This is a genomic window from Amycolatopsis sp. VS8301801F10 (genome assembly GCF_046195355.1).
Classification (GTDB): Bacteria; Actinomycetota; Actinomycetes; order Mycobacteriales; family Pseudonocardiaceae; genus Amycolatopsis.
The window spans coordinates 1,800,202-1,826,432 of sequence record NZ_CP176065.1; the positions used below are offsets into that span (position 1 = coordinate 1,800,202).

At 68.8% G+C, this 26,231-nt stretch carries 19 protein-coding genes and 1 pseudogene; 9 read left to right on the forward strand and 11 right to left on the reverse strand.

What is annotated here, in order from left to right:
• A complete protein-coding gene (gene pstB, locus F9C11_RS08735; protein WP_009084706.1) occupies positions 1-777 on the forward strand; it encodes a phosphate ABC transporter ATP-binding protein PstB in 777 nt (258 codons plus the stop codon).
• 105 nt (positions 778-882) lie between these two features.
• Here the strand turns inward: pstB and phoU are convergent, their stop codons facing one another.
• From phoU to F9C11_RS08765, 6 genes are all read right to left on the reverse strand, one after another.
• Positions 883-1,557 (reverse strand): phosphate signaling complex protein PhoU, encoded by a 675-nt coding sequence (gene phoU / locus F9C11_RS08740; RefSeq protein WP_037808604.1) that lies wholly within the window; start codon positions 1,555-1,557, stop codon positions 883-885.
• A gap of 84 nt (positions 1,558-1,641) precedes the next feature.
• The gene (locus tag F9C11_RS08745; RefSeq protein ID WP_409186852.1) at positions 1,642-3,024 is read right to left on the reverse strand and encodes an LCP family protein; all 1,383 of its coding nucleotides are present in this window, start codon (positions 3,022-3,024) and stop codon (positions 1,642-1,644) included.
• 2,351 nt (positions 3,025-5,375) lie between these two features.
• Positions 5,376-5,621 carry a hypothetical protein gene (locus F9C11_RS08750; protein ID WP_409184377.1) on the reverse strand — a complete coding sequence of 82 codons (246 nt, stop codon included), beginning with the start codon at positions 5,619-5,621 and terminating at the stop codon, positions 5,376-5,378.
• A 712-nt stretch (positions 5,622-6,333) separates the two neighbouring features.
• Entirely contained in the window at positions 6,334-6,993 is a 660-nt protein-coding gene (locus F9C11_RS08755) for a GGDEF domain-containing protein (RefSeq protein ID WP_409184378.1), read from the reverse strand.
• A 114-nt stretch (positions 6,994-7,107) separates the two neighbouring features.
• On the reverse strand, positions 7,108-7,671 hold the full coding sequence (gene idi, locus F9C11_RS08760) for an isopentenyl-diphosphate Delta-isomerase (RefSeq protein WP_409184379.1): 564 nt from the start codon (positions 7,669-7,671) through the stop codon (positions 7,108-7,110).
• 148 nt (positions 7,672-7,819) lie between these two features.
• On the reverse strand, positions 7,820-8,653 hold the full coding sequence (locus F9C11_RS08765; RefSeq protein WP_409184380.1) for an alpha/beta fold hydrolase: 834 nt from the start codon (positions 8,651-8,653) through the stop codon (positions 7,820-7,822).
• Between the two features lie 164 nt (positions 8,654-8,817).
• Here F9C11_RS08765 and F9C11_RS08770 point away from each other — a divergent pair, with 164 nt between their 5' ends.
• Positions 8,818-9,237: an Hsp20/alpha crystallin family protein gene (locus F9C11_RS08770; RefSeq protein ID WP_409184381.1), complete on the forward strand. Its 420-nt coding sequence runs from the start codon at positions 8,818-8,820 to the stop codon at positions 9,235-9,237.
• Between the two features lie 700 nt (positions 9,238-9,937).
• Here the strand turns inward: F9C11_RS08770 and dusB are convergent.
• Positions 9,938-11,110, reverse strand: coding sequence for a tRNA dihydrouridine synthase DusB (gene dusB, locus F9C11_RS08775; protein ID WP_409184382.1), 1,173 nt, complete (start codon positions 11,108-11,110; stop codon positions 9,938-9,940).
• A 925-nt stretch (positions 11,111-12,035) separates the two neighbouring features.
• Here dusB and F9C11_RS08780 point away from each other — a divergent pair.
• Entirely contained in the window at positions 12,036-13,772 is a 1,737-nt protein-coding gene (locus F9C11_RS08780; protein ID WP_409186853.1) for a DUF2339 domain-containing protein, read from the forward strand.
• 191 nt (positions 13,773-13,963) lie between these two features.
• The gene (locus F9C11_RS08785; RefSeq protein WP_409184383.1) at positions 13,964-14,365 is read left to right on the forward strand and encodes a TIGR03667 family PPOX class F420-dependent oxidoreductase; all 402 of its coding nucleotides are present in this window, start codon (positions 13,964-13,966) and stop codon (positions 14,363-14,365) included.
• A 13-nt stretch (positions 14,366-14,378) separates the two neighbouring features.
• Here the strand turns inward: F9C11_RS08785 and F9C11_RS08790 are convergent, their stop codons facing one another.
• Complete coding sequence (locus tag F9C11_RS08790) at positions 14,379-14,966, reverse strand: superoxide dismutase (RefSeq protein WP_409184384.1); 588 nt, start codon at positions 14,964-14,966, stop codon at positions 14,379-14,381.
• A gap of 1,314 nt (positions 14,967-16,280) precedes the next feature.
• Here F9C11_RS08790 and F9C11_RS08795 point away from each other — a divergent pair.
• From F9C11_RS08795 to F9C11_RS08805, 3 genes and pseudogenes are all read left to right on the forward strand, one after another.
• A pseudogene (locus tag F9C11_RS08795) lies at positions 16,281-16,754 on the forward strand (DUF6328 family protein); the annotation flags it as partial.
• Positions 16,755-16,877: 123 nt separating this feature from the next.
• A complete protein-coding gene (locus F9C11_RS08800) occupies positions 16,878-18,710 on the forward strand; it encodes a LamG-like jellyroll fold domain-containing protein (protein WP_409184385.1) in 1,833 nt (610 codons plus the stop codon).
• A gap of 984 nt (positions 18,711-19,694) precedes the next feature.
• Positions 19,695-19,907, forward strand: coding sequence for a hypothetical protein (locus F9C11_RS08805; protein WP_409184386.1), 213 nt, complete (start codon positions 19,695-19,697; stop codon positions 19,905-19,907).
• Positions 19,908-20,458: 551 nt separating this feature from the next.
• On the opposite strand, the gene F9C11_RS08810 is transcribed toward F9C11_RS08805, so the two are convergent.
• Positions 20,459-20,956, reverse strand: coding sequence for an Lrp/AsnC family transcriptional regulator (locus F9C11_RS08810; RefSeq protein ID WP_009084674.1), 498 nt, complete (start codon positions 20,954-20,956; stop codon positions 20,459-20,461).
• Positions 20,957-21,147: 191 nt separating this feature from the next.
• Between F9C11_RS08810 and F9C11_RS08815 the strand changes: the two genes are divergently transcribed.
• Positions 21,148-22,674 carry an APC family permease gene (locus F9C11_RS08815; RefSeq protein WP_409184387.1) on the forward strand — a complete coding sequence of 509 codons (1,527 nt, stop codon included), beginning with the start codon at positions 21,148-21,150 and terminating at the stop codon, positions 22,672-22,674.
• On the opposite strand, the gene lysA is transcribed toward F9C11_RS08815, so the two are convergent.
• Positions 22,671-24,005: a diaminopimelate decarboxylase gene (lysA, locus tag F9C11_RS08820; protein ID WP_409184388.1), complete on the reverse strand. Its 1,335-nt coding sequence runs from the start codon at positions 24,003-24,005 to the stop codon at positions 22,671-22,673. The genes F9C11_RS08815 and lysA overlap by 4 nt on opposite strands.
• Positions 24,006-24,215: 210 nt before the next feature.
• Here lysA and F9C11_RS08825 point away from each other — a divergent pair, with 210 nt between their 5' ends.
• Entirely contained in the window at positions 24,216-25,181 is a 966-nt protein-coding gene (locus tag F9C11_RS08825) for an RNA polymerase subunit sigma-70 (RefSeq protein WP_409184389.1), read from the forward strand.
• A 4-nt stretch (positions 25,182-25,185) separates the two neighbouring features.
• Here the strand turns inward: F9C11_RS08825 and F9C11_RS08830 are convergent, their stop codons facing one another.
• Positions 25,186-26,088, reverse strand: a complete 903-nt coding sequence (locus F9C11_RS08830; RefSeq protein ID WP_409184390.1) for a dihydrodipicolinate synthase family protein — start codon at positions 26,086-26,088, stop codon at positions 25,186-25,188.
• Positions 26,089-26,231 lie beyond the last annotated feature (143 nt).

Below are 26,231 nucleotides of genomic sequence, written 5' to 3' on the forward strand. Positions count from 1 at the left end.
ATGGCCAAGCGAATCGACGTCAAAGACCTGGACATCTACTACGGCAAGTTCCACGCCGTGGACAGCGTCACGCTGAACGTCCCGCCGCGGAACGTGACCGCGTTCATCGGGCCGTCGGGCTGTGGCAAATCGACCGTGCTGCGCACGCTGAACCGGATGCACGAGGTCATCCCGGGGGCTCGGGTCGACGGGCAGGTGCTGCTCGATGGCGAGGACATCTACGCCTCGGCGGTGGACCCGGTGCAGGTGCGGCGCACCATCGGCATGGTGTTCCAGCGGCCGAACCCGTTTCCCACGATGTCCATTAAGGACAATGTGGTGGCCGGTCTCCGGCTCGGCGGGGTGAAGAGCCGCAAGCAGCTCGACGAGGTCGCCGAGCGCGCGCTGCGCGGCGCGAACCTGTGGAACGAGGTCAAGGACCGGCTGAACAAGCCGGGCGGCGGCCTTTCCGGCGGGCAGCAGCAGCGGCTCTGCATCGCGCGGGCGATCGCGGTGCAGCCGGACGTGCTGCTGATGGACGAGCCGTGTTCGGCGCTGGACCCGATCTCGACGCTGGCCATCGAGGACCTGATCGGCGAGCTGAAGAAGGACTACACGATCGTCATCGTGACGCACAACATGCAGCAGGCGGCGCGGGTTTCGGACCAGACCGCGTTCTTCAACCTGGCCGGCGTCGGCCAGCCGGGCAGGCTGATCGAGCTGAACGACACGGAGAAGATCTTCTCCAACCCGGACGAGAAGGCCACCGAGGACTACATCTCGGGCCGCTTCGGCTGATTCCACTGTGGACGGCCGCCCTGGTTTCCCTGCCAGGGCGGCCGTTTTCCGGGCACTAAAAAACCGCCACCCGTTGGCTCGGGCGGCGGTTTTTGTCGTGGTGTCTCAGATGGTCAGGTCCTCGTCGTCGGTGCCGTAGCCGGGCATCCGGCCGGTGACCACGAAAATCATCCGCTTGGCGACGGACACCGCGTGGTCGGCGTAGCGCTCGTAGAAGCGGCCGAGCAGCGTGACGTCGACCGCGGAGGCGACGCCGTGCGGCCATTCGCGGTCCATCAGCACGGTGAACAGGTGCCGGTGCAGGTCGTCGACCTGGTCGTCCTCGGCCTCGAGGTCCTTGGCCGCGGACACGTCCTTGGTCTTGATGATCGCCTCGACCTGGCGGGCGAGCTTGACCGCGGCCCGGCCCATCTCGGCGAAGTACGGCTTGACCGCTTCCGGCAGCACCGGGTCGGGGTGGCGGCGGCGGGCGGCCTTGGCGACGTGCAGGGCGAGATCTCCCATGCGCTCCAGGCTTTCCGCCGCGTGGATGGCGGCGAGCACGGTGCGCAGATCGGTCGCGACCGGGGCCTGCAGCGCCAGCAGCGCGTACGCCTGCTCCTCGCATTCGGCACGCGCGTCGTCGACCTTCGCGTCGTCGCTGATCACCTGCTCGGCGAGGCCGAGGTCGACCTCCAGCAGTGCTTTGGTGGCCCGCTCCATGGCGTCGGCAACCTGGACCGACATCGCGGCCAGGTTTTCGGCGAGCTGATCGAGTTCGACATGGTAGGCCTCACGCATGAGCACACCCTACGTCGTGGACTGTCCGAATACCGCATCGCTGGGTGAACCGCATATGAACCCCGCCTAACGAATCCGAAGTGCTCAGCCGGAGTTGGCGCTCTTACGCGAATCCGCGTTGGCGGGCGGCGCGTTCGCCGCGGTGCCGGCGGGCTGGTTGCCCGGGAGCGGGGTGTTGTCGCGCAACGCGTCGAAGAGGCTCTTGGTCTTTTCCTGGACCAGGACTTCGTTGCCGCGCTTGTTCGGCAGGCCGACGGTGGGCACGGTCATGAAGTTGATGTTCGCCGGGTCGAGTCCGCGCATCGACTGCGCGAGCGTCATCATTTGCTGCACGCCGAGGTTGTCGCCGAACGTCGCGTGCGCGAAAGCGGTGATGAAGCCGGACAGTTTCCCCGGGTCCAGCACGACATCCGAAGACATGACCTTCTTGAGCAGTGCCCCGATGAACGCCTGCTGCCGCTTGATCCGGCCGTAGTCGGAGGTCGGGTCGCCCTTGACGTGCCGCGCGCGCACGTAGCTCAGCGCCTGGTCGCCGGAAATGGTCACGTCGCCGGTTTCGGCCAGCACCTTGCCGAGCACGGTGTCGTCGATCGGTTTCTCGTTGTGCACGGTCACCCCGTGCACCGCGTCGACCATTTCCTTGAACCCGTTGAAGTCGATGCCGACGAAATGGTTGATCCGCAGGCCGGTGACTTTCTGGATCACCTTCGTCATGCATTGCGGACCGCCGATCGCGTAGGCCGTGTTGAGCTTCGCGATTTTCTGCTCGGGCACGACCTCGTCGGTAGTCTGGGCTTTGGCCGGATCCCACCGGTTGCAATCGGGCCGGTCGATTTCGAGGTCGCGAGGGAACGAAACGACGACGACCCGTTTCCGGTCCGCGGGAACGTGCGCGACCATGACTGTGTCCGACCGCGCGCCGGGGATATTGGCCGCGTCGCCGACGTTTTCTTCGGAGGACGCACCGTCGCGGGAATCGGAGCCGACCATGAGGAAGTTCTCGTCGTTGGCCTGCCCCTCGGCGTTCTGGATGTCGGAAGAGTTCTCGTCCAGCGCGGATACCTGAGCGAACTTGGCGTCAAACCAGGTAACCGCACCCCACGCGACGCCCGTGCCGACAAAAATAAGCACGACGACCACGATCAACGCGATCCGCCCGATCCGGACGTTGCGCGCGGTATGCCGCTGTTTCTTCTCCTGCAGCCGCGTCTGCTCCGGCTTTTCGGCAGGCTGCTCTTCTTCCTCTTTGTCGAGCAGCACCACCCGCTGCAGCGCAGTCCGAGTCTGCTCGAGCAAGGCCATCGAACGGGTAGTGAGACGCTCCCGCCGTTCGCGCCGCTTCGCTTCCTCCGCGGCGGCGTCGTCATGCGCGGCGGAGAACCGAGCAAGACTGTGATCGATCTTGCGACGGTACTGAGTGGCCTCGTCGATAGCCTCCATCTCGTCGGTCATCGTGAGCGGATCCATCTCCGCCCGAACCGCCGCGGCAGGCTTCGCCGGAGTACGCCGAGGCCGCTTGCCATTCGGCCCTTCGACGGCCGGACCCGGTTCGTCCGGGCTGAGCTGAGCTTTCGCCCCGAGACCGACTCCCTTGACCGGCGTGAACTGCGTCCGGTCCGCCGAGTTCCCGGCGAGCGCCGGGCTGAGCTGGGTCCGCTCCTCCTCCGACGCGCCTTGCCGCCCCTTCGGCACCGGTCTGCGCCGAGGACGCCCCCCGTTCACCGCGGGGCTGAGCTGGGTCCGTTCCGGGTCTGGCCCTCCGGCTGGCGTGGAGCCATTCGTCGGGCGTGGCCGGTCACCGTCGAGTGCGGGGCTGAGCTGGGTTCGTTCTGGGTCTGGCCTCCCGGCTGGCGTGGAGCCATTCGTCGGGCGTGGCCGGTCACCGTCGAGCGCGGGGCTGAGCTGGGTCTGCTCGAGCCCCGCACGCCCCCGCGCCGCTCCCTTACCCCGCCGCTGGTCCGGCGCGAGGGCCGGACTCAGCTGCGTCCGTTCAAGCTCGTCCTCAGGTTCCGCGCCGCCAGCCGGTTCGCCCGACCGGCGCCCAGCTACTCCCGGACCGGCCGGTCGCCGACTGGGCGCGTTAGGCACCCGGTGGCCGCCGGAATCCTGCCCGGTCGCGCGCTGCCCGTCGGGATCGAGCCCACCCGGCGCCTCAGGACCGGCTGCCCGTTGCCCGTGCCCCGCTGCCCCATCGACAACCGACCCTGCCGGGCGCGGCCCAGCCGCTCGCGGTGCGTCCAGGTCTGGACCAGACATCCGCTGCACCGCCGAGCCGGGCGCGGGCGGCGCTGGTCGAGGGGAGTCTGGCCCTGCTGCGCGCGGTCCGGCCATGCGTTGCACGGGCGAGCCGGGTCCGGCTGGCCCGTCTGAATCCAGCCCGGCGAGGGGTTGCGGGTCCAGTTCCGGGCCAGGCATCCGCTGCGCTGCCGAGCCGGGCACAGGCGGCGTTGGTCGAGGAGAATCCGGTCCCGCTGGTCGCGGTCCGGCCATGCGTTGTGCGTCCGGTTCCGGACGGGACATTCGTTGTGCGGCCGAGCCGGGTCCGGCTGACCCATCGGCATCCAGCCCAGCCATGGGCTGGGGGTCCAGCTGCGGACCAGGCATCCGCTGCGCCGCCGAGCCAGGCCCGGGCGGCGTTGGTCGAGGAGAGTCCGGCCCCGCTGGTCGCGGTCCGGCCATGCGTTGCGCGTCCGGTTCCGGACGGGGCTTCCGTCGCGCGGCGGAGATTGGCCCGTCGGTGTGCGGCCCGTCCAACTCCGGGCTAGGCAACCGATGCCCGCCGGAATCCGGACCGGCCATCCGCTGACCAGGAGCGTTCTCCGCACCGTGCGGCCGCCGAGGCCCGGGCGGCTCCGGCGACACCGGAACGCCGCCGCCCTGCCGAGGCCGGGGCGGAAGCCCGTCCGCCCGCCGACGCCGCGGTCGCATCCCCAGCTCCGGAGAACCCACCTCGGCGCTTCCCGGCAGCCCACCGTCCTCCGCGGACCGAGCTAGCCCCTCGCCGACTCCGGCGATCCCCTGACCACGAAGCCCCCGCGGTTCCCCGGCCTCGCCCGAACCAGGCCGAACCCGTCCGCCCGGTTCCACCGGCGAAGCTTCGGACCCACCCGGCTCCCCGCGATGGCCAGCCCTCTGGACCAGACCAGCCTCAGGACGTGCGTCGGATTCCCCGAGCCGCTCATCCGAGTCCGGCGCGGCGTGCCGAACGTCAGCAGGCTGAGCCCGCCGACTGCCCGTCTCTCCAAGCCCTTCACCCGGCTCAGCGCGATAAGTCCCCCGACGCCGCGCACCTCCACCGGACGCATCCGGGTCGCTGATACTGTCCGGCACCGCTCCACCAAGCAGCGCCCGCCCGCCCACTCGCGCGGGCCCGTCGAGCCGGTTCGCCCGACGTCCGCCGGGGACCCCCGCGTCGTCCGAAGAACTGGCACGCCGATCGCCGACCCCGTTGACCTGGGCCGCGGATACGTCTGCTGCCCCGCTCGCCCCGGAACCGTCCGCGACTTCTCGGCTGTGCCGATTGCCGACGCCATTGACGCTGCCTCGACCAGTCGAAGCAGCGTCGTCTTCCGCCATCCCAGCGGTTCGGTAACCGCGCCCGTTCGCTCGTCTCCCGACGGAATCAGCGTCGTTTCCGGCTGGCTCACCGTGTCGGCCGCCAACCCCGTTCGTCCACCCGCCAGCGGGCACCTCTTCTGCAGACTCGTTGCTGCGCTTGGCCCGTCTCCCTGAGCTGGCGTCTCCGACCGTCTCGCCGGGGCGACTGCCAACTCCTTCCGAGGGCTCGGCGCGCCGCTTGGCTCGTCGGCCGATATCTCCTACGGCTGGCTCACCGTGGCGACTGCCGACCCCGCCATCCGATACAGCGTCTTCTTCCGCAGGCTCGCTGCGCCGCTCGGCCCGTCGGCTGATATCTCCTGCAGCTGGCTCGCCGAGGCGACTGCCGACCCCGTTGACGTGCCCGTCGTCCGATACAGCGTCATCGTCCGCAAGCTCGCTGCGCCGCTTGGCTCGTCGGCCGAAATCTCCGACGGCTGGCCCACCGTGCCGACCGCCGATCCCATTGACGTGTCCGTTCGCGCGTCCACCGGCCGCTGCGGCGTCGTCTTCCGCGGGCTCGCCGTGCCGCCCGTTCACCAGGCCGCTCAGCTCCGCGCCGTCTCCCGGCTCCGCGTGCCGACTGACCCCGTTGGCGTGCCCATTCGCCCGCCGCCGACCCGGCTCGACCGGCGAACCGCCGCCCGCGCCGAGGAAACCGGAGTCCGGCTCCGCCCGCCGTCGCCCCGGCTCGGGGTCCGCGCGGCGACGGCCCGGCTCTGCCCGCCGGGTGCCCGGTTCCGCGAGCCGGCTCACCGGTTCCGCATGCCGCGTGCCGGGATCGTCGGCGAAGGCCGGTCGCTCACCCGTGTGCCGTGCGACCACGTCGGACACGCTGATGCCGCCGTGAGTGTCCATCGAACGGCGGCGTCCGCCGCGGGGACGTGCGGTGGTGTCGGAATGGCGACCGGTGCCTGGGGTGGTGCGCTCGTCGGGCACTCGGTCTCCTCTCGCACGTCAGGCGCCTGGCTGGGGCGGCTTACCTTTGAACACCCGGCGGCTTCGCCGGGTCTCCCAGGACTCGTCGTACCGGGGGAGCTTTTCGTTATCGTACGGATACCCGCCGTTCGTGACGACACCCTCCCGCGAATTTCTTCACCTTGCGTCGCCCTAAGACGCACTGAAGCGGACGAACAGGTGAAGATCGGGTTCAATGAATGGAGTAATCGCAGCCGTGCGTTACTCAGAGTGCGTAATTACCTGAGCGGTCTCGCGGTCGTGAAAAGCGACCTTGTTGCGTCCGGCCCGCTTCGCGGCGTAAAGGAGATTGTCGGCCCGATGGAGCTGGCGCGGTCCCGATCCGGTGCCGTGCGCGAGGCCGACGCTGATCGTCACCCGCAGGCCCGGGCGGAGTTCTGACCAGGGATGACGGGCGACCCGACGGCGCGCGGCATCGGCGAGCCGGACTGCGTCCCGGTGATCGAGTCCCGGCAGGACGAGAGCGAATTCCTCGCCGCCGTACCGTGCGCAGAACGCATCGGCGGGCAGTCCCTCCTGCAGGAGATCGGCGACTCGGCAGAGGACGCGGTCGCCGAGAAGGTGACCGTACGTATCGTTCACGGACTTGAACCGGTCGAGGTCGACCAGTGCGACGGCCACCGCGGCGGGCAGTTCGGGCAGCCGCTGGTCGAGGTACCGGCGGTTGTAGCTGGAAGTGAGCGGATCGCGCAGGCTGCCCGCTCGCGCGATGTCGAGCGCGGAGCGCAGGTGCCGGTAGGCCCGGTGCCAATCGCCGCGTGTCGCGAACAGGTCCGCGATCGACTCGTGCAACGAGAGCAGGTCTGGCGCGGTCTCCCCCGTTCCGAGTTCGTCGTCCGCCGACACTCTGACCTCCGCCACTCCATCGTTTTCGTCGTAAAGGAGCGGTGGCTTGAGTGATCGGTACGGACGAAGGTGAATTTCGCTCAAGTGGACGACGGAGTTCCGCCGTTGTCACGCAGCGCAGTTCCGGGCTTAGAGCGCGGAGAAGGGCTTTTTGTCCTTGAGCTGCGCGAATTGATCACGAGCCCAGTAACTCGCGGCAGTACCCGGATCCGCGATCCACTGTGTGTAATCAGCCCAGGAAATCCATCGCCAGCCGCCCACTTCTTCGGGATTCGGCCGCGGATCGACGTCCGTCCAGGCGGCGAACACCGGACAGAACTCGTTCTCCACGACCCCCTGGAAGGGCGGCGTGCGGTAGCGGTACGTGGGCAGCACGCACTCGAGGTCCTCGAGCGCGGGCAGCCCGAGTTCGTACGAAGCCCGCCTGCGCACTGCGGCCTCCAACGCTTCAGCGGGAGCCGGATGCCCGCACACGCTGTTGGTCCACACCCCCGGCCACACCTTCTTGTGCAGCGCGCGCTGGGTGATCAGCAGGGCGTTGTCCGAACGGCGCAGGACATAGCAGGAGAACGCGAGGTGCAGCCGCGTGTCCGCGTGATGGCTGGCGAGCTTCGGCCCGGTCTCCCCGGTGGGTATGCCGTCCTCGGTCACGAAGACGACGCGTTCGGTTTCGGCTTCAGTGCTGGTGTCCACTCCGGATACTGAACACCACGCACCACCCGGCCGATACCGCGAGCCGGGTGGCCGTTTCGCCCGATTCGAGTGTCGGATCTTCACGCAACGCTCGAAACCGCAGCTCGCCGGACACCCAGCCGAACGGTGGCACGGGAAGCCCCCGCCGTCACCGGCTTCCGAGGTGCTCGACGATCAACGAGGTCAATGCCTCCGGCGCTTCTTCCGCTACCCAGTGCGACACCTCCTCCAGCATTTCGAACCGGTACGGCCCGGTGCACCAGTTCGCCGTGTCGAGCGCGGCCGTGGATCCGAACGCGACGTCCTCTGTGGACCACACGTACATCGCAGGCACCGAAATCTTGCCGATTTTCCCGCCCGGACGCCCGGCTCGGTACCAGTTCAGCGCGGCGGTGAGCGCACCCGGTTCGGACAGCCGCTGCACGTACTCGTCGATCTTGCTCGGCGGGATGCGCCGGTCGAAGATGTCGCGCAACGCCTTCGCGTTGTCGGCGAGCATTCGGCGTTCGGTCGCGGGCGTCTGCCGCCACTCCGTCATATAGGCCGACCGCAGGTGCTGGTCCTCGTCCGTCCGCATCGCCTCGGCGAGTGCGCCCGGGTGTGGCGTGGAGACCACGGTGAGGCTGCGCAGCCGCTCCGGGTGCTCGTCGGCCGTCCACCAAGCGACCGCGCCGCCCCAGTCGTGGCCGACCAGGTCGAACTTGCTCCAGCCGAGCGTGTCGGCCATGGCCAGGACGTCGGACACCAGCGTCGCGATGCCGTATTCGGCCGGGCGTTCGGGCCGCACGTCCGGCGAATAACCGCGCTGATCCGGTGCGACCGCGCGGTAGCCGAGCACGCCGAGCGTCGCCACCTGGTGTTCCCACTCCACGGCGGCCTGGGGAAAGCCGTGCAGCAGCAGTACCGGGCGGCCGTCTTCGGGGCCGGCGGCGATGGCGTCGAAGGATCCCGCGTCGGTCGGGATGGTCAGCTGGTCGATCACGAGACGCACTCTACGGACCGGCACCGACAGTTTTGGCCGGTCTCGCGCCATCCCTGTGATCTGAGCCATAAGGGAACAAATAAGTTGAGTCGCTCGTTAGCAACTTTGCAAGGCTTGGTCAGCGCCCCAGCAGCTGGCCGCAGTTGTCCGAAAGGGGATTCGACATGCTGATCCGCACCGACCCGTTCGCCCAGTTCGACCGCCTGACCCAGCAGTTCTTCGGCGGTCAGGGCACCGCGCCGCGCTCCGTCCCGATGGACGCCTACCGCGCCGGCGACGAGTACGTCGTCCAGTTCGACCTCCCGGGGATCGCCCGCGACTCCATTGACGTGAGCGTCGAGCGCAACGTGCTCACAGTCCGCGCCGAGCGCACGCCGGTCGCGGTCGAGGACGCGCAGGTCCAGGTGTCCGAGCGCCCGCGCGGCAAGTTCTCGCGCCAGCTGTTCCTCGGCGACACGCTCGACACCACGCGCATCGCCGCGGACTACGTCGACGGCGTGCTGACGCTGCGCATCCCGGTCGCCGAGAAGGCCCAGCCGCGCAAGATCACCGTCGGCGGCGCGCCGCAGGAGATCGACGCCTGAGGTCGTGACCCCAATTTGTCCCCAGGTTATCCACAGTGGGTTGTGGATAACCTGGGGACAGTTGCTATCTGTGCAGGTCAACGGAGGATTTCCGCCGGTGGTCGCCGCGGTAGAGCGTGTAGAGCCACGCGATGGCCAACAGGTAGAAGGCGATTTGGGCGGAGATGCCGTCGCCGCTGCGAAGTGGAGACCGCGGCGAAGATCATGCTCGCACGTAGGTCTGGACCGTCGGGCGCGCAATGTCGCCGCGAATTGGAGCGGTCCGATCAGCAGCACCAGGCTCGCGGACAGGGCGTGCAGCACGATCGTCAAGTGCCAAGCGATCGCGGGATCCGGCTCAGCGTCGGATCGCCGGTCAGGTACGTCGCGGCGGAGAACAACCCGACGCCGAAGGCGGACATGGCGACCGCGGCCCAGGCGATCCGCCGACGGCTGCGGCGGGAAACGGCAAATCTCCTGCTCGGACTGGGTTTGTGCAGCGAGCCTCTCGTAGTGGCGGGTTGGGCGCGTCGCTGAGACTCGCGTAGATCAGGTCGTGCGTTCGGCAGGTTGCCGATGTGCGGTCGCTGTCGCGACCCTGACGGCGAATTCCCTTTGTCACGACGGATTCTTAGCTGGTGGTCACGGTCCGTGCCCTTTGCCGCAGATACCGGATGACCGAGCTGCGTTGGGTCGACCTGGCCGTCTGATGGCCGAACTTTCAGCCGCCGGAGTGCATGTCCTCGGCTTCGGGAACGCAGTCGTCGTCCGGGTCGTCGAGCCAGCCGTGCGGGAGCGTCACCTTGCCCGGCGAACCCTGCCGCCCGCGCGGACCGGTCGCGGCGCTCGGGAACGGAGCGTCGTGGTCCAGCTGCGCGATCAGGTCGTCCAGCTGGTTCAGGCTCGTCACCATCGCGAAGCCGCGCCGCAGCTCGGAGCCGACCGGGAAGCCCATCAGGTACCAGGCCATGTGCTTGCGGATGTCGCGCATGGCCTTGTCGTGGCCGTCGTGCTCGATGAGCAGCTCGGTGTGCCGCCGCAGGACGCGCGCGACTTCGCCGAGGTTCGGTCCGGCCGGAATCTCGCGCCCTTGGAAGGCGGCTTCGAGCTCGCCGAACAACCACGGCCGACCGAGGCAGCCGCGCCCGACGACCACCCCGTCGCAACCGGTCTCGGCGACCATGCGGAGCGCGTCGTCCGCGCTGAAGATGTCGCCGTTGCCCAGCACCGGGATGCTGGTGACGGCCTCTTTCAGCGCCGCGATCTTCGACCAGTCGGCCTGCCCGGAGTAGCGCTGCGCGGCCGTACGCGCGTGCAAGCTGACGGCAGCCGCGCCCTCGGCTTCGGCAATGCGCCCGGCGTCGAGGAACGTGTGGTGGTCGTCGTCGATCCCGACGCGGAACTTCGCGGTGAACGGAACACCGGCCGGTTCGGCTGCCTTCACGCAGGCGGAGATGATGTCGGCGAACAGTTTCCGCTTGTAGGGAAGCGCCGCCCCGCCACCCTTCCTGGTGACCTTGGCGACAGGGCAACCCCAGTTACTATCCACGTGGTCGGCCAGCCCTTCGCCGACGATGATCCGGACCGCTTCGGCCATCGTCTTCGGGTCGACCCCGTAGAGCTGCATGGACCTCGGTTTTTCGTGCTCGCCGAAGGTCATCATGTGCATGGTGCCGGGATGCCGCTCGACGACCGCGCGGGCGGTGATCATTTCGCAGACGTAGATGCCGGCACCGTACTCGGCGCACAGCTGTCGGAAGGCGACGTTGGTGATCCCGGCCATCGGAGCGAGCACCACGGGCGGATCGACCTGGTAGGGGCCGATCTTCAACGTGGGCGCGCTCAATGTGGCAGTCACGCGTCCATTGTCGCCCGTGACGTACGGCACACGCATCCGGGCAGGTCCGCGGTCGCGAGACCGTCTCGTGTCCAGCGTTGAGTAGTGCTACGGATCCGATCATCGTGCCGTTTCGCCGACGATGTCCGGTATGACCACGGAAGCTGCAACGCTCCACCGCCTGGCCGGCGAACTGGACGCCCTCGGCCGTCGCCTGACCCACGTAGGCGCCGAACTCCGCGCGGTGCGTCCCCAGCCCGAGCTGGCCACCGACCAGCCCGACGAGACGCCCGCGCTCAACCCGGCCTCCCAGTCGGCACCAGGCCACCCGGGCAGCGACGAGTCGGCTGGGGACGCGTCGCGGCCGGGCTACCCGTCCGGCACCGCTCAGCCCGTCAGCTCCGACCGCTCGGGTGCGGAAAGCTCCTCCGCCGCGCCGAGCGAGGCTGCCGCGCTTGGCCAGGACGTTGAGCCGGGCCAGGCTGCCGCGCTCGGTGAACACGCCGAGCCAGGCAAGGCTGCTGCCCTTGGTCAGCACACCGAGCCGGGCGAGGCTGCGTCTGGTCAGGACGCCGAGCCGGGCGAGCTGACCGCGTCAGGCCACCCTGCCGAGCGGGGTCCGATCGCCGAACCCGGCCACCCGCAGCAGCCTGGGGCCGTGGCCGAACCTGGCCACCCTGTCGCGTCGGGCCAGACAGCCACGCCCGGTCCTCTCGGTGATCCGGGCCAGCCCGCCGAGCCGGGCCAAGCCGCTGAGCCTGCCCGCGCTGCCGGACCAGTCCAGCCGCCCGCGCCTGGTCACCCCGCCGCACAGGGCTACCCGACTGCTCCGGGCCACGCACCCGCCCAGGGCTACCCAACTACGCAGGGCACCGGCCCGTACCTGTACCCGGCCTACTCGGCCGCGCACGGGACGACGTTCCACCCCCACCCGGGCTACTACCCGTACAACCCTTACGCAGCTCCGTATTCCGCCCAGCCCATGGCCAGCACGACCCACCCGTCGACGCCGCGACCCGAACCTGGCCAGCCCGCCGCGGACCATGCCGCAGCCGGACAGTCCGCTGCCCATCCGGGTCACGGACCGCACGCCGCCGGTCAGTTCGCGGCCGGCCAGTCCGCCCAAGAACACCCGCAGGCAACTGCCCCACGGCCGCCGTACGGCCAACCGCCCTTCGCCCAGTCGCCTTACGGTCAACGGCCTTACGCCCCACCGCTGTACACCCCGCCTCCGACACTCCGGGAGCGGCTCAGCCGTGAGGGCGCCGGTTCGCGGCTGCTGGCGTGGATCGGTGGTGCGGTGACTCTGCTCGGGGTCGTCCTGCTGCTGATTCTGGCCATCCAGCGCGGCTGGCTCGGTCCGTTGCCGCGGGTAGCAGTTGGCGCGGTGTTCGGTGGCATCCTTGTCGGCGCGGGTGCTTGGCTGCACCGCAAACCGGCTGCGCGCACCGGTGCGTTCGCCCTTGTCGCCACTGGGATCGCGACGCTCTACCTCGACACTGTCGCTGCCACCTCCTTGTACGATTTCCTGCCGGTTCCCGCCGGGCTCGCGGTCGGCTTGGCGATCGCGGTGGGCGGCCTTTTGCTTGCGGTCAAATGGGATTCCTCTCTCTTGGCGAATGCCGTGGTGGGAGGATGCGGTGTGTGCGCGCCCCTGATCACCTGGGGCTTCAGCGACGAACTCGTGACGTTCCTTCTCATGATCCAGATCGCGACCGTCCCTGTCCAGCTCCGTCGGTCATGGTGGCCACTTTCGTTTACTGCAGCCATTCCTCCCTTGACATCGGCGCTGATCGGTGTCGGGCTGCGGACCCTGCCGGTGTGGGCAGTGATTGCCGCCGGTGTAGTCAGCGCGGCGGCAGCGATGATTACGTTGCGACGCAACGATAATGAGCCTTACTCGCTGTCCGTCCTTGCTGTTGCGCCGCTGCCGATCTTGGTTGCCGCGCTGGTGTTGAACCGGCCGGAATCCGTGCTTCTGGCGGGCGGAACGGCGGTTGTGCTCATCGCGACCTGGCCCATCGTGCGGGGGAATTCCGGTACTGTCGCCGGAATCGCTGGCCTCGTCGCCGCGATGCAGGCGACCGTCACGCAGTTCGATGGGGGAGCTGTCCTGCTTGGCGAAGCGGTAGTGCTCGCCTTCGCGGCGAAGTTCACTCGGAACCGGTTCGCGCTAGGTGGTTCTCTCGCCTTCGCGGTGATCGGCGGGCTGTTCGCGCTCGGGTCGGAGGTGACTCCGGCGCTGTTGGTGCTCCCGCATTGGCATCCGCGCGATCTGCTCCTTTCCGCGCTGGCCTCGGCTGCGCTTCTTCTCGCCGCGGCGATCGCCTTGCCGTGGGCGGCGATTCGGCTCAACGTAGTGAAATCGGCCAGTCTTGCGCCTTGGCTGCCCGCAGGATTGTGTGCGCTCTACGGTGCCGCTGGATTGGTTCTGGCCGCGTCCATGCTCGTAATCCCTGGTCGCGCCGGATTCCTGGTCGGCCACACGCTCGTCACGGTTTCGTGGACGGTGGTGGCACTCGTCCTTCTCCTGCGCGGGATCGAGGTGGTTGCGTTGCGGATCACTGGGCTGGTGCTGGTGGCCGCTGCGGTGGCGAAGCTCGTGTTGTTCGACCTTGCCGCGCTGGACGGGTTGGCGCGCGTGGGCGCGTTCCTCGGCGCCGGGGTGATCCTGCTTGTTGCCGGTGCCCGGTACGCGCGGGTTGTCGCCTCGCGCTGAGTTTGTGAGAAGTCCCCCGATCCGGGGAATCGAGATTTACCTCGGATCGGGGGTTTTCCTTGTATAGCAACAAAATTAGCTGTCTGGAAAGTGGTCGGAGACGGCTCGCGGAGGCCGTCGCGCCGGCCGCCGGGCCAGAACTGTCGGTGGCTCGTGGTTACCTGGGAAACCTACCGAGGAGGCATCCGATCATGACCTACACCCACGACCCGAAACTCATTGAACGCGCGGGCGAATCCGTCGCTTGGCTCACCACTGTGACTCCGAGCGGACGCCCCGCGCCGCGGCCGGTCTGGTTCGTGCTCGACGGCGAGGACATCGTGGTCTTCAGCCGGCCAGGCACGGCCAAACTCCGGCATCTCGCCGCCAACCCGGAGGTGAGTTTCCACCTGAACAGCGACGAACACGGCGGGAGCATCATCGTCGTCAACGGACGCGCGCACATCGACGAGGCCAAGGCCTCTGAAGCACCCGGTTACTTAGCGAAATACCAGCGGCACTACGCCGGTATCGGGTTCGCTGACCCGGCGGCCTTCGACGCCGACTACTCCGTCCGGATCCGGATCGTGCCGGAGAAGTCCTGGGGATTCTGAGGCGGGTCCGGATTCAGAAGCCGACGTCCAGGCAGGCCAGCCGTCCACCCGCGGTTCCGGCGTGCCCGGGGTCGGTGTGGGTGTGGGTTTCGTGGATCACCACGGACTTCGCCCGCCGTCCGTCGAATGTCCAGTTCACCATGGAGGTTGCATGACCGATTCCTGAGCGGTCGGTGGTGAAGTCGAGCCAGATCTCGTTGCGCGGGTTGGCGTAGGCCGGATCCACCGATGGCTTCACCGGGTCCGGCACGTGCTGGAAGTGTCCGCCTGCGGCGTCACCGGTGGCGCCGCAGGAGTTCACGTGCGCGTGTGCACCGTATTCGTGCTGCGGCAGGAGGCCGCTGATCACCAGCACGGTTGTGGTGCCGATGCGGCTGCCGGACAGGGCGGAGACGTGCGCCTTGGCTCCGGCGGGAACCAGATCCGGACGGTAGGTGACGGCCTTGCTGCCGGGCGTGTATGCCGCGAACGTGCCGTGGGCAGCGGTGAAGTGCAGTGGTGAGGCCGTGCGCGGAGCCGCTGCGGCGGAGGTGGCCGAAAGGCTCGTGACGGAGAGACCGGCGGCGAGGGCCGCGGAAAGGAACTTAGGGAGGGAACGCATGAAACTTCTCTAACCAGTCGGCGCGCGCCGTGCCATGTTCTCCACTCGAACGTGTGGAGGTCGCCCGGACCTCGGGAAGGCTTTCCGCGCGGGCGTGAGGTGCGATGGGGCGCTGGACGGCGTCGGGATCGGCCAGATTCAGCCGTGGGCCGGGCCAGGCGAGGCGCTGCTGCGGGTCCCTGCCCGGACGTCGGGCGGGAGGGCCGAATGCTGTGCTGAGCGCGGAACGGCTCTGCGGTGGTTGGTGCGTTTCGGCGTGCCCGGTCTGCAGCGCGCGCTCGGTTTGCAGGGGCGGTTGACGGGCCGGGTGGGGCTCGGATCGCGGTTGCGGCGGATCTGAAGGTCGCCCGGGTGGTCTGGTGAGTTTTCGGGCGTTGACGCGTTGGGTACTTGGCAGCGTGGCAGCGTCGGACTTGCCCGGCGATGCTTCGGCGAGCACTGGTGGAGCCTGACATGCCTGACGACCCGAACGGAGCCATGGGGTTTGACGGCCGTCGCGCGGACCACCACGGAACGGCAGGTGCCGGCGGGCCGGTCGAGGCCGGTGGGGCGTCGGAGAGTGGTGGGCCGGCGGACGCCAGAGGGCAGGCCAGCGGTAGCGGATCGGCCGGTGGCGGACCATCTGGTGGCGGCCTGGCGGGTGACGGACCAGACGGCGGTGAGCTGCCGAGCGGTGAGCTGCCGAGCGGCGGGCCAGACGGTGGCGGGCTGCCGGGCGGCGGCGGATCGGCGCAATCCGCGCAATCCGGCCGCCGGGCGCAGGCATCCGGATCGCCGGGACCCGGCGGGTCGGGTCGGAGCCGCAGATTGCCTCAAGCCAGCGAAGCTGCGCAAGGCGACGAGCCAGCGCAGGCCAGCGGGCGAGCGCAAGCCGCCGGACCGGCGCGGGCCAGTGGGCGGTCGCAAGCCGACGGGCCGGCGCGGGCCAGCGGGCGGACGCAAGCCGACGGGCCGACTCAGGCCAGTAGTTGGTCGCAAGCCGACGGGCCAGCAAAGGCTAGTGGTCGGGCGCGCGCCGACAGGCCAGCGCAGGCCAGCGGATCGGAGCGACCCGCCGGACCGGCACAACCTGGCCGAGGAGCGCAGGCCACCGGATCGGCGCGGGCCAGGGAGCCAGCGCAGGACGGCGGCTCTGCGCCGGTCCCCAGGACAGTGGCGGCCAGCGGATCAGCGGCCCGCGGGTCGGCGGAGGGCAGTGGCTCTGCGCGGCCCGAGGGATCGGCGGCGGCCAGCGGAACGGCTGAAGTCGGGGAATCGGCGCAGGTCAGTGGTCCGGCGCAGGTCAGCGAGTCGGCTGAGGTTGGAGACGACGTCGAGCACACCGGCGAGACGCGGAACCAGATGCTGCAGCGGAACGTCGGCGAGCTGTTGCAGGAGTTGCGGGTCGCGCAGGCGGGCGTCCAGATCCTCTTCGGCTTCCTGCTGTCGGTGGTCTTCACGGGTCGGTTCCATGACGCGAGCGGGTTCGAGAAAACGCTGCATCTGCTGGCGGTGCTGCTTACCGTCGCGGCGACGGCGTTGTTGATCGCGCCTGCGGCGTGGCACCGCATGCTGTTCCGTACTGGGCGGCGGGAGCAGATCCTGCGGGTCGGCAACCGGGTCGTGCTTGTGGGGTTCGGGTGTCTTGCCGCGGCGATCACGGTGACTGTGGCGCTGATCGCGAAGGTCTCATTCGGACCGGTGGCGATGGGGCTCGTCGGCGGGATGGCGGTCTTGCTGTTCGGGCTGTTGTGGTTTGCGGTGCCGGGCATGCTAGTCGGCGACGAGAGGCGACGCGACGGTCACTGAGCGGTATCCGTACCGAGCTGCCGTTGTCCTGTGCCGGACAGAAACGCCGTGCCGTGGAGCTGTTCATCGAGCCGTCGGCAATTGTTGCCGTAGCGGTCGGGACTGGCCCGTAGCTTCCTGCTCGTGACTGACTCTTCACGGCGGAACTTCCTGCGCGGTGCCGGAATCCTCGGTGCCGGTGCGGCGGTGTCCGCGCTTCCTGGTCTGAACGGGATCGCCGCGGCCGATCCTGGTGTCGCTCGGCGGCCTGACGGTGACAGCCCGCGGTTCACGATCGCGGTCATGCCGGACACCCAGTACCTGTTCGACGAGGACCGGGGCGACTCGGCGCCGGTGGACGCCTCATTGGCGTACGTGTTGCGGCACGCGCACGACGACAACGTTGTCTTCCTCGCGCACCTTGGCGACCTCACGCAGAACGGGCAGGCGCGGGAGTTCGCTGGCATCAGCCGGTCGTTCCAAGCGCTCGACCGGTTCCGCTTCCCGTACAGCACGCTCGCGGGCAACCACGACATCGACGGCCGCACCGACGACCAGCGCGGCCGGACGCCGTACCTCGATGCGTTCGGGCCGCAGCGGCAACGGAACTCGCCGACGTTCCGCGGTTCCTCGAAGGACGGCTACAACACCTACCACGTGTTCCGCGCCGCCGGTCGGGAATGGCTGGTACTCGCGATGGACTGGCGTCCGTCGGCGGGCGGATTCGCGTGGGCGAAGCAGGTCCTCGCGCAACACCCGAAGACGCCCGCCATCCTGACGATCCACGAGCTGGTCAACTCCGACGAGCAGGGCAAGGCGTTCCTGTCGGACTTCGGGCAGCAGGTCTGGGACGAGTTCGTCAACGAAAGCGACCAGATCTTCCTGACCCTCAACGGTCACTACTGGCCGCCGAGCCGGCTGGTGAAGCGCAACGCCGCGGGCCACGACGTGCACCTGCACCTCGCGAACTACCAGGACCGCTACTACGGCGGCAGCGGCATGATCCGGCTGTACCAGTTCGACGTCGCCCGCGGCGTGATCGACGTCCGCACCTTCTCGCCGTGGCTCGACGGCCGGCGCGACCTCAGCGAACTCGAGCGCATCGAGGCCGAGCGCAGCACCGACGTCGACTACTTCAGCATCGACATCGACTTCGACAAGCGGTTCGCCGGGTTCGCGCCCGTTCCGGTGCCGCCCGCTCGCCCGGTGAAGCCGCAGCTCGTACCTGGCACCGTCGCGTACTGGCGGTTCGAGGGCGGTCGCGCGGGAACTCCGGTACCGGACAACGCGCTGATCAAGGACCTCACCGGCCGAGGCAACGACCTGCGCCGCGCGACCGTGCCGGGCAGCGCGCCCGACGCGTTGACTTACTCGGCGGACTTCTCGCCCCGCCAACCGTCGCGGGCGAGCCTTCGCTTCGACGGCGCGCGCAACCCTAACCGCGGCGCGTACCTCCAGACCGTCGACAGCGCGCCGATGAACAGCCTGAACTTCCAGCGCGGCTACACCGTCGAGGCGTTCATCCGCCTGCCCGAAGACTTCCGCGACGGCACCCACGGCTGGTGCGGCCTCTTCGCACGCCTCGGCAACGGCGGCGCGGCCGGGAAGTCCGGCGACGACCCGAACGAATCGGCCGCGACGTTCAGCGTCTCGGACGGCGCGGAGCTGCAGTGGGCGGTGTACCCGTTGAACCAGAACGGAATTTCGACCAACTGGGGACACGAACTGCCGTTGGCGAAGTGGTGGCACGTCGCGGTCGTCAACGACGGATGGCGCAGCACCCTGTACGTCGACGGCTGCCCGCTGCTGCGCAACCCCAAGACGCCGGCGATCGGCCTGGCCAACCCGGGCGGCAGCTGGCTGGTCGGCGCGTCGTCGTACCGGGGCAAGGTGGAACGCAGTTTCTACGGCGAGATCGGCGAGGCTCGCGTGGTCGACCGGGCGCTGGCTCCGCGGGAATTTCTGCTGGGCGGATAACCGGCCTGATTGGCTGCTCGGCAATTGCGCCGGGCAGATCGGGGAAGGCGCGGGCCGGGATTGGAGCCGGAACCGGCTCGGCGGCGGAGGGCGATACGGAATCGCCGGAAGCGCTATTGCGACTGCGCGGTGGGCAAATTCGACTAGTGCGGCCGTTCGGGCGTATTAGCGAAACTGATGGCTTCGGCCAGTCGGTCTAATCGGTGAAGGGATGTAATAGTCATCTTGAAGTAGTATGGAAGGGGCGCGAATTCGCGTGGCGGTGAGTGCTGGCCGCGGTCGGTTCGCCGAGTTCGGCACTGTGCCGGTGAGTGGGATCCGGGGCTGGTCGCGTTGAGGAGACGGGGGAATCGGCGAGCGTTCCCGTGCCGGGGACTGGGGCAGGGAACGTCGGTGTGCGGCCGAGGCGGGCCAGCGGCGGTGCTGGGCCGGGAACCCGGACCAGGGCCGGTGCCGTTGCCGGAACCGGTGGTGGGCCGGAGTCCGTTGTCTGGGCGGCACGGGTGCCGCTGGCTCGGGCTGGTGCCCATTGCTGGGGTCAGCTCCGATGCCGGTGGCTCTAGCTGGGTCCTGTCGCCGGGACCAGTGTGATGCCGGTGGCTCGGGTTGGCGCCCGTTGCTTGGGGCCAGCTCGGATGCCGGTGTCGCTCGCTGGTGCCCGTCGCCGGGGCCAGCGCGGATGCCGTGGCTGTGGAACTCGTCGCCCCGACCTGCACTGATGCTGATCCGACGGGGGACTCGCTGAACCCGGATCGGCTGGGTGCCGATGGGGTCGGAGTTCGTTGCCGGGGTCAGCACGGGTGCTGGAACCGAGGGCGAGCTGGGCCTGGTGCCAGAGCGGCGTCGTTGCCGGAACTGGTGATTAGGCCCGCTCCGTTGCCGGGTGGCGTGTTGCTGGGCCAGCGTCGTTGCTGGAGCTAGCGATCAGGCCGGTTCGGTGTCCGCCAGCGTCGTTGCTGGAGAGGTGGTTGGGGTGGAAATCCCGTGCTGGCCAGCGTCGTTGCTGGGGCAGCGGTGGAGCCGGGATCGGTGTCGGTGCTGGCGTCGGACGGATGGCTGCGCCGGAACCGTGCCCGACCAGTGCCGGTGCCGTGCCGGAGTTCCGAAACCGGGGCCGGCGTGGTGCTGGAACCGGAGTTCCGAAGCCCGGCCGATTCCGGTCTGGGCAAGCTCCGGACCTGGTCGTTCGAGGTCTGAGACACCGGCCGCGGGGCCAGTGGTCCAGACCTGGGGCCAGCCTGATCTGGCCCAGCCAGCCGAGCCGGAGTACCGGTTCGGGTCGGCCCGGCCAGAGCCGGGTGCCAGCCCGATCCAGTCGGCCCAAGGCACAGCCGGGTACCGGTCCGGACCCTCCGCGCTGGCTCGCGGACCGTGCCCACCGCGCCAAGGGGCATCGCCCGAGGAGCCCAGGTCAGCCCGCGAACCGAGGCCAGCTCGAGAGCCGAGGCCAGCCCGCGAACCGGAGTCAGCCCGAGAGCCGAGGCCAGCCCACGAACCGGAGCCAACCCGAGAACCGGGATCAACCCGAGAACCGAGACCAACTCGCGAACCGGGGCCAGCCCAGGAACCGGGGCCAACCCAAGAACCGGAGCGAGCCCCAGAACCGAGACCAGCCCAGGAACCCAACCGGGCAACCGGTCCCTCCGCGCCCCTCCGTGGCTCAGCTGGCATTTCAGGCCGGGAGCCCCACCGAGAACCCCGGCCCGTGCCCGCCAGCCGGGCGTCCAACCGTGAACCGTACTCATGGGTCAGGCGGTGAGCCTTCCCCACGAGTAGTCCTGTTTCGCGAGCTTCAGGTACACGAACAGCTCCGTCGAGACGACGCCCGCGATTGGCCGTACCTCGTCGCCGAGTACGGACAGGAGGTGGTCGTCGTCGCGGCACAGCAGTTCCGCCAGCAGGTCGAAGCGGCCCGAGCAGAGGGCCACCTGGTGCACGTCGGCGACCTTGGCCAGTTGCTGGGCCACTTCGCGGGCGTCTCCGTCCACCGTGATGCCGACCATCGCCCTTCGGGTCAGGTCGACGTGTTCCGGCGAGGTCACGGCGACTATCTGCACCATTTCCTCCCGCAGCAGCCGTTGTACTCGCTGCCGCACCGCGCCCTCCGAAAGACCCACCGCCTTGGCCAGTGCGGTGAACGACGCCCTGCCGTCTTCCTGTAACAGCGTGATGAGCGTCCGGTCTGTCCCGTCTAGCGCTCTCGGAGCACGCGGTTCCTCGATTTTCGTACGGTTTTCGTCACCCATGCCGTCCCTCCCTGTGTTTCGGCATGTGATTCGTCAGACGCGCAGCGTATCGGCAGGAGCCGGAGAGCAGGAGACCCTTTCCCGTTTTCTTCTCCGGATGGCGGACATGTGCGCTCCCGCACGCCCCCGTTCTGGCTCGGGCAAACAGCGGGTACGGTCGCGAACCGCCGATCCCGAGGAGGAATATTCCAATGACCGAAGCCGTCGCCGCGCCCGTGGTGCCGGCCAAGGGGCTCCGTCCGAACGCGCTGGGCATGGTGTCTTCGACGGTGATCGGGATGTCGTCGACCGCGCCGGCGTATTCGATCGCCGCGACGCTCGGGTTCATCGTGCTCGCCGGGACGGGGTTCAAGGCCGCCGCGTTCGTGCTGCTGTCGTTCGTCCCGGTGCTGTTCGTCGCTTTCGCCTTCCGGGAACTCAACGCGGCCGAACCCGATTGCGGCACCAACTTCACCTGGGCCACCCGCGCGTTCGGCAGCCGCGTCGGCTGGATGACCGGCTGGGTCGTCCTGGTGGAGCAGCTGCTGGTGATGAGCAGTCAGTCGGCGCTGACCGGCCGGTACACGCTGCTGCTGTTTGGTCTAGACGACCTCGCGAACAACCGCGCGGTGACGACCGCGATCGGGTGCGCGTGGCTGCTCGGGCTCTGCTGGCTGTGCTACCGCGGCATCGAAGTGTCCGCGCGGGCGCAGTGGATCCTCCTCGGCATCGAACTCGCCGTCCTGGTGATCTTTTCCGTCGTCGCGCTTACGCGCGTCTATAGCGGCACGGCGGGCCCGCAGGCGACCACGCCGCAGTGGGACTGGCTGTGGCCGAACGGGGTCAGCGTCGGGACGGCAGTGTCGGCGGTGCTGCTCGCAGTGTTCATTTACTGGGGCTGGGAGAGTTCGCTTTCGGTGAACGAGGAATCGGCCGACCCGCGGCACGCGCCGGGGCGGGCGGCGATTCTGTCCACCGTGCTGCTGGTGCTCAACTACCTGCTGGTGACCGTCGCTTCGCTGGCTTTCGCGGGCGTCGGCGAGCACGGGATCGGGCTGGCCAACGAGGCGAACGCCGAGGACGTGCTCGCCGGGCTGGGCGGCGCGGTGTTCGGGACGTCCGGGTTCGGCAAGGTCATGGGGGTACTGCTGATCGTGTCGGTGCTGACCAGCGGTGCGGCCACGAGCCAGGCGACGATCATGCCCGCCGCGCGCACCACGTTGTCGATGGCCAGCCACGGCGCGCTGCCCAAGGTGTTCGGCCGCGTGCATCCGAAGTACCAGACGCCGTCGGTGACCACCTGGGCGTTCGGGTTGGTGTCGCTCGCCTTGTACGTGTTGCTGGCATTGTGGAGCCGGAACGTGCTCGCGGATTCGGTCGACGCTGTCGGGCTTACGATCGCGATCGAGTTCACTGTGACGGCGCTTGCGTGCGTGTGGGTGTTTCGCCGGACGCTGTTGTCGAGCGTGCGCAACTTCGTGCTTCGCGGCTTACTGCCCTTCGTGGGCGGCGTGTTCTTCCTGGCGGTACTGGTGCTCGCGGCAATTGCGTACGCGAAGCCTGACGCCGGAGAGACCACAGTGTTCGGCATCGGCGGCGTCGCGGTGATCGGGGTCGTAGCAATCCTTGTCGGCTTCCCGTTGATGTTCGCTGTGCAACGCGCGTGCCGTGACTTCTTCGCTGGGCGACGCCTGACGCGCGGCGCCGTTGCCCGCGACGGTCAGACCATCGAAAGCTAGCAGCGGCGGAGCAGGTCTTCTTCGGTCTCGCGGCGTACGAGGAGTGTCGCGTGTCCGTCGCGGACGCCGACCAGCGGTGGGCGGCCGACGAGGTTGTAGTTCGACGCCAGCGAGTGGTGGTACGCGCCGGTGCAAGGTACGGCCAACAGATCGCCGACGTGGATGTCGTCCGGCAGGCAGACGTCCGCCAGTACGTCGCCGGACTCGCAGTGTCGTCCGACAACTGTCATCGGCGTACGCGCGGCCTTCGTGCGACGGCCGACGAGACGCGCGGTGTAGCGCGCGCCGTACAGCGCAGGGCGCGGGTTGTCGCTCATGCCGCCGTCGACAGCGACGAAGGTGCGTGCGCCGCGTTTTACTGCGCACACGCGGTAAACGGTGATGCCTGCCGGTCCGACGATCGCGCGACCGGGCTCGATGGTCAGGCGGGGCAAGGGGAAATCGCGCGACGAGCATTCGTAGCTCAGTGCGACCCGGAGGCGTCGTGCGTACCCGTCGAGGTCGAAGGACGCTTCACGGTCGGTGTACGGCACCGCGTGGCCGCCGCCGAGGTCTAAGTCGCGCAACGTGATTCCGTGCTGGTCGCGGATGCGGACGAGCACTTCGACCATCCGTCGTGCGGCTTCTTCGTAACGGTCCACTCGGGACACTTGCGAGCCGATGTGGCAGTGCAGTCCGGTCAGTTGCAGGCTTGGCTGCGAAAGCGCTGCTGCGACCGCGCGGTCGACGTTGTCGCGTACGTCGGGGCGGAGCGAGAAGCCGAACTTCTGTCCTTCGGTGCCGGTCGTGATCGCAGCGTGCGTGTCGCCGCTGACGCCGGGCGTGACGCGGATGAGGACGCGTTGTGCACCGTGGGCGAGGGCGCCGAGTTGCTCGACTTCGTCGAGAGAGTCGAGGACGATGCGGCCGACACCGTACTGCAGCGCGGCTTTCAGATCTTCGGGCGTTTTCGCGTTGCCGTGCAACAGGATGCGCTCCGCGGGGAAACCGACCGCGCGCGCGACGGCGATCTCGCCGGCGGAGCACGTGTCGAGCGACAGTCCTTCTTCAGCGACCCAACGCAACACTGCTCGCGTACAGAGCGCCTTGCTCGCGAAGGCGACGTCGGCCTCCGGAAGCGCGCGACGGTACGCGCGGGCCGTTTCGCGCACCTGCTCCTCGTCGAGAAGGTAGGCGGGCGTACCGAAGCGTGCGGCCAGGTGGCTGACCGGCGCGCCGGCGAAGAGCAGTTCACCGCCTTCGCCGAGCTTCGTGCCTTGCGGCCACAGCCCCGGTTCGAGATGGTCGGCGGCCTCGCAGCCGAGACTCGGGAGCAGCTCGCTGAGCGTCACGGTTACCTCCGGTCGATGTCGATCGCGGCGAACATCGCCAGCACACTGCGCCGAGCCCGCACCGCACCGACCCGGAAACGGCCCCCTGACGGTCCAGGCGGCCGTGCTGACGCGTTCTTAACGCACGAGTAACCTCCGCCACACCCCGGTTGAGCTGGGCTTTGCCGAGTCTTGCGGCGATCCGCCGTCTTATCGGACATGGTTGAACAGATGACCGACTTCGCGAGCGAGACCGAGCCGTACCGGCACGAGCTGCGGGTGCACTGCTACCGGATGCTGGGCTCGTTCGACGAGGCCGAGGACCTGGTCCAGGAGACTCTGCTGCGGGCATGGCGCAGCCGCTCGACGTACGCGGGGCGCGCGAGCTTGCGGGCCTGGCTGTACCGGATCGCGACCAACGCGTGCCTGGACCACCTTGATGCGCACCCGCGCGAGCTGCCGACGCTCGACCTGCCCGTCACGCCCGACTCCGACCTCGCGCCGCGTCCCGACGTCGCGGTGCCGTGGCTGCAGCCTGTGCCGGACAGCGCGCTTCAGCCGGACACTGTCGTCGTCGCGCTCGAGACGGTGGAGTTGGCGTTCCTCGCGGCCATCCAGCACCTGTCACCGCGGCAGCGGGCTGCGTTGGTGCTTCGCGACGTACTCGGCTGGTCTGCGCGCGAAACGGCTTCAGCGCTTGGTACGACGCCTGCGTCCGTGAACAGCAATGTGCTGCGAGCGCGTGCCCAGCTGCGGGAGCACTTGCCTGCCCGACGTACGGAATGGGCGTCGGCTTCTGCCAGCGATGAGGAGCGCGCTGTCGTCGCGAAGTACGTGAAGGCGCTCGTAGAGCACGACGAAGCGGCCTTCGCTGAACTGCTGCGCGAAGACGTCCGTTGCAGCCACGCTCCCGGCGCTGGTGGGCATATGGGTCCGGAACCAACGTGGTACGCGGGGCGGGCCGCAGTGCTCGAAGCCTGGGCGCCGGCGTTGCGCGGTGGCGACGCGGTCGAGTTCCGCCTTCTGGAGACGCGCGCGAATGGTCTGCCTGCGCTCGCCACGTACGCGCGCACGGTCGGAGAGTTCCGGGCCTTCGGACTGGTGACTCTCCGGCTGGACGGCGGACGCGTCGCTGAAGTGACCACCTTCGCGCCGGAAGTTTTCCCGGCTTTCGACCTCCCGCCGACGCTCGGCTGACGTGTTACGAAAGCCCCCACGAGGACAGGATTGCGAACAGCTGGTCCCGTTCGGCGGCCGTCAGCAGCCTGCTCGGCGGCCGTACGTCGGGACGGCACAGGCCGAGTTGCGAGAGCGCGTCCTTGACGACGCTGACGTTGTTGGCGTTGCCGTGTGCGGCGCGCATCTCCTCGAACGGACGGATGCGGTCCCAGATCTCCATCGCACCGGCGAAGTCGTGGTTACGCAGACGGCGGAACAGGTCGAGCGAGATCTGCGGCGCGACGTTCACGAGGCCGGAGGTGAAGCCCGTCGCGCCGACGGCGAAGTAGCCAGGGGCGGACAGTTCCGCGAGACCGGCGATCCACACGAAGCGCTCGTACCCCGCGTCGCGCGCGACGGTGCGGAAGCGCACTGGATCCGGCACTGCGTACTTCACGCCGAGCACGTTCGGCGCGGCGTCGGCGAGCTGTGCCAGGTCTGAACCCTCGATGGCGGGGTTGCGCACGTACAGGACAACCCCGAGTTCGGGCACTTCGTTCGCGATAGTGCGGTGGTAGTCGATCCAGCCCTCGCGCGATACGTACGGGTGCACGGGCTGATGGATCATCACCATGTCCGCGCCGGACGCGCGTGCGTGCTTCGCGGCCTTCACGGCGGTACGTACGTCATGGCCGACGCCAGCGAGGACACTCGCCTCACGCGCGGCCTTCGCGGTGACTTCGAGACACTGTCGCGCTTCTTGCTCGTCCAGCGCGTAGAACTCGCCGGTGTTGCCGTTCGGCGTCACGACCTCGACACCGCTCAGCACGAGCCGTTCGACCAGCCGCTCGTACGTCTCGGCGTCCACGTCCCCGGCCGCGGTGAAGGGGGTCACCGGGATGGCCACCACGCCGGCGAGCCGCTGTCGCTGTTTCTCGAACGCCACGAGCAGATCCGATCTGATATATGATGTCTCGACAACCGGAGCGTAACACGAGGCAGCCCAGGACAGTCGTCCTGATCTTTGGGATAGGTGTCCCAGATCAACCGCGGAGCGCAGGCTGACCTGGCAAAAAAAGCGGACCGGCA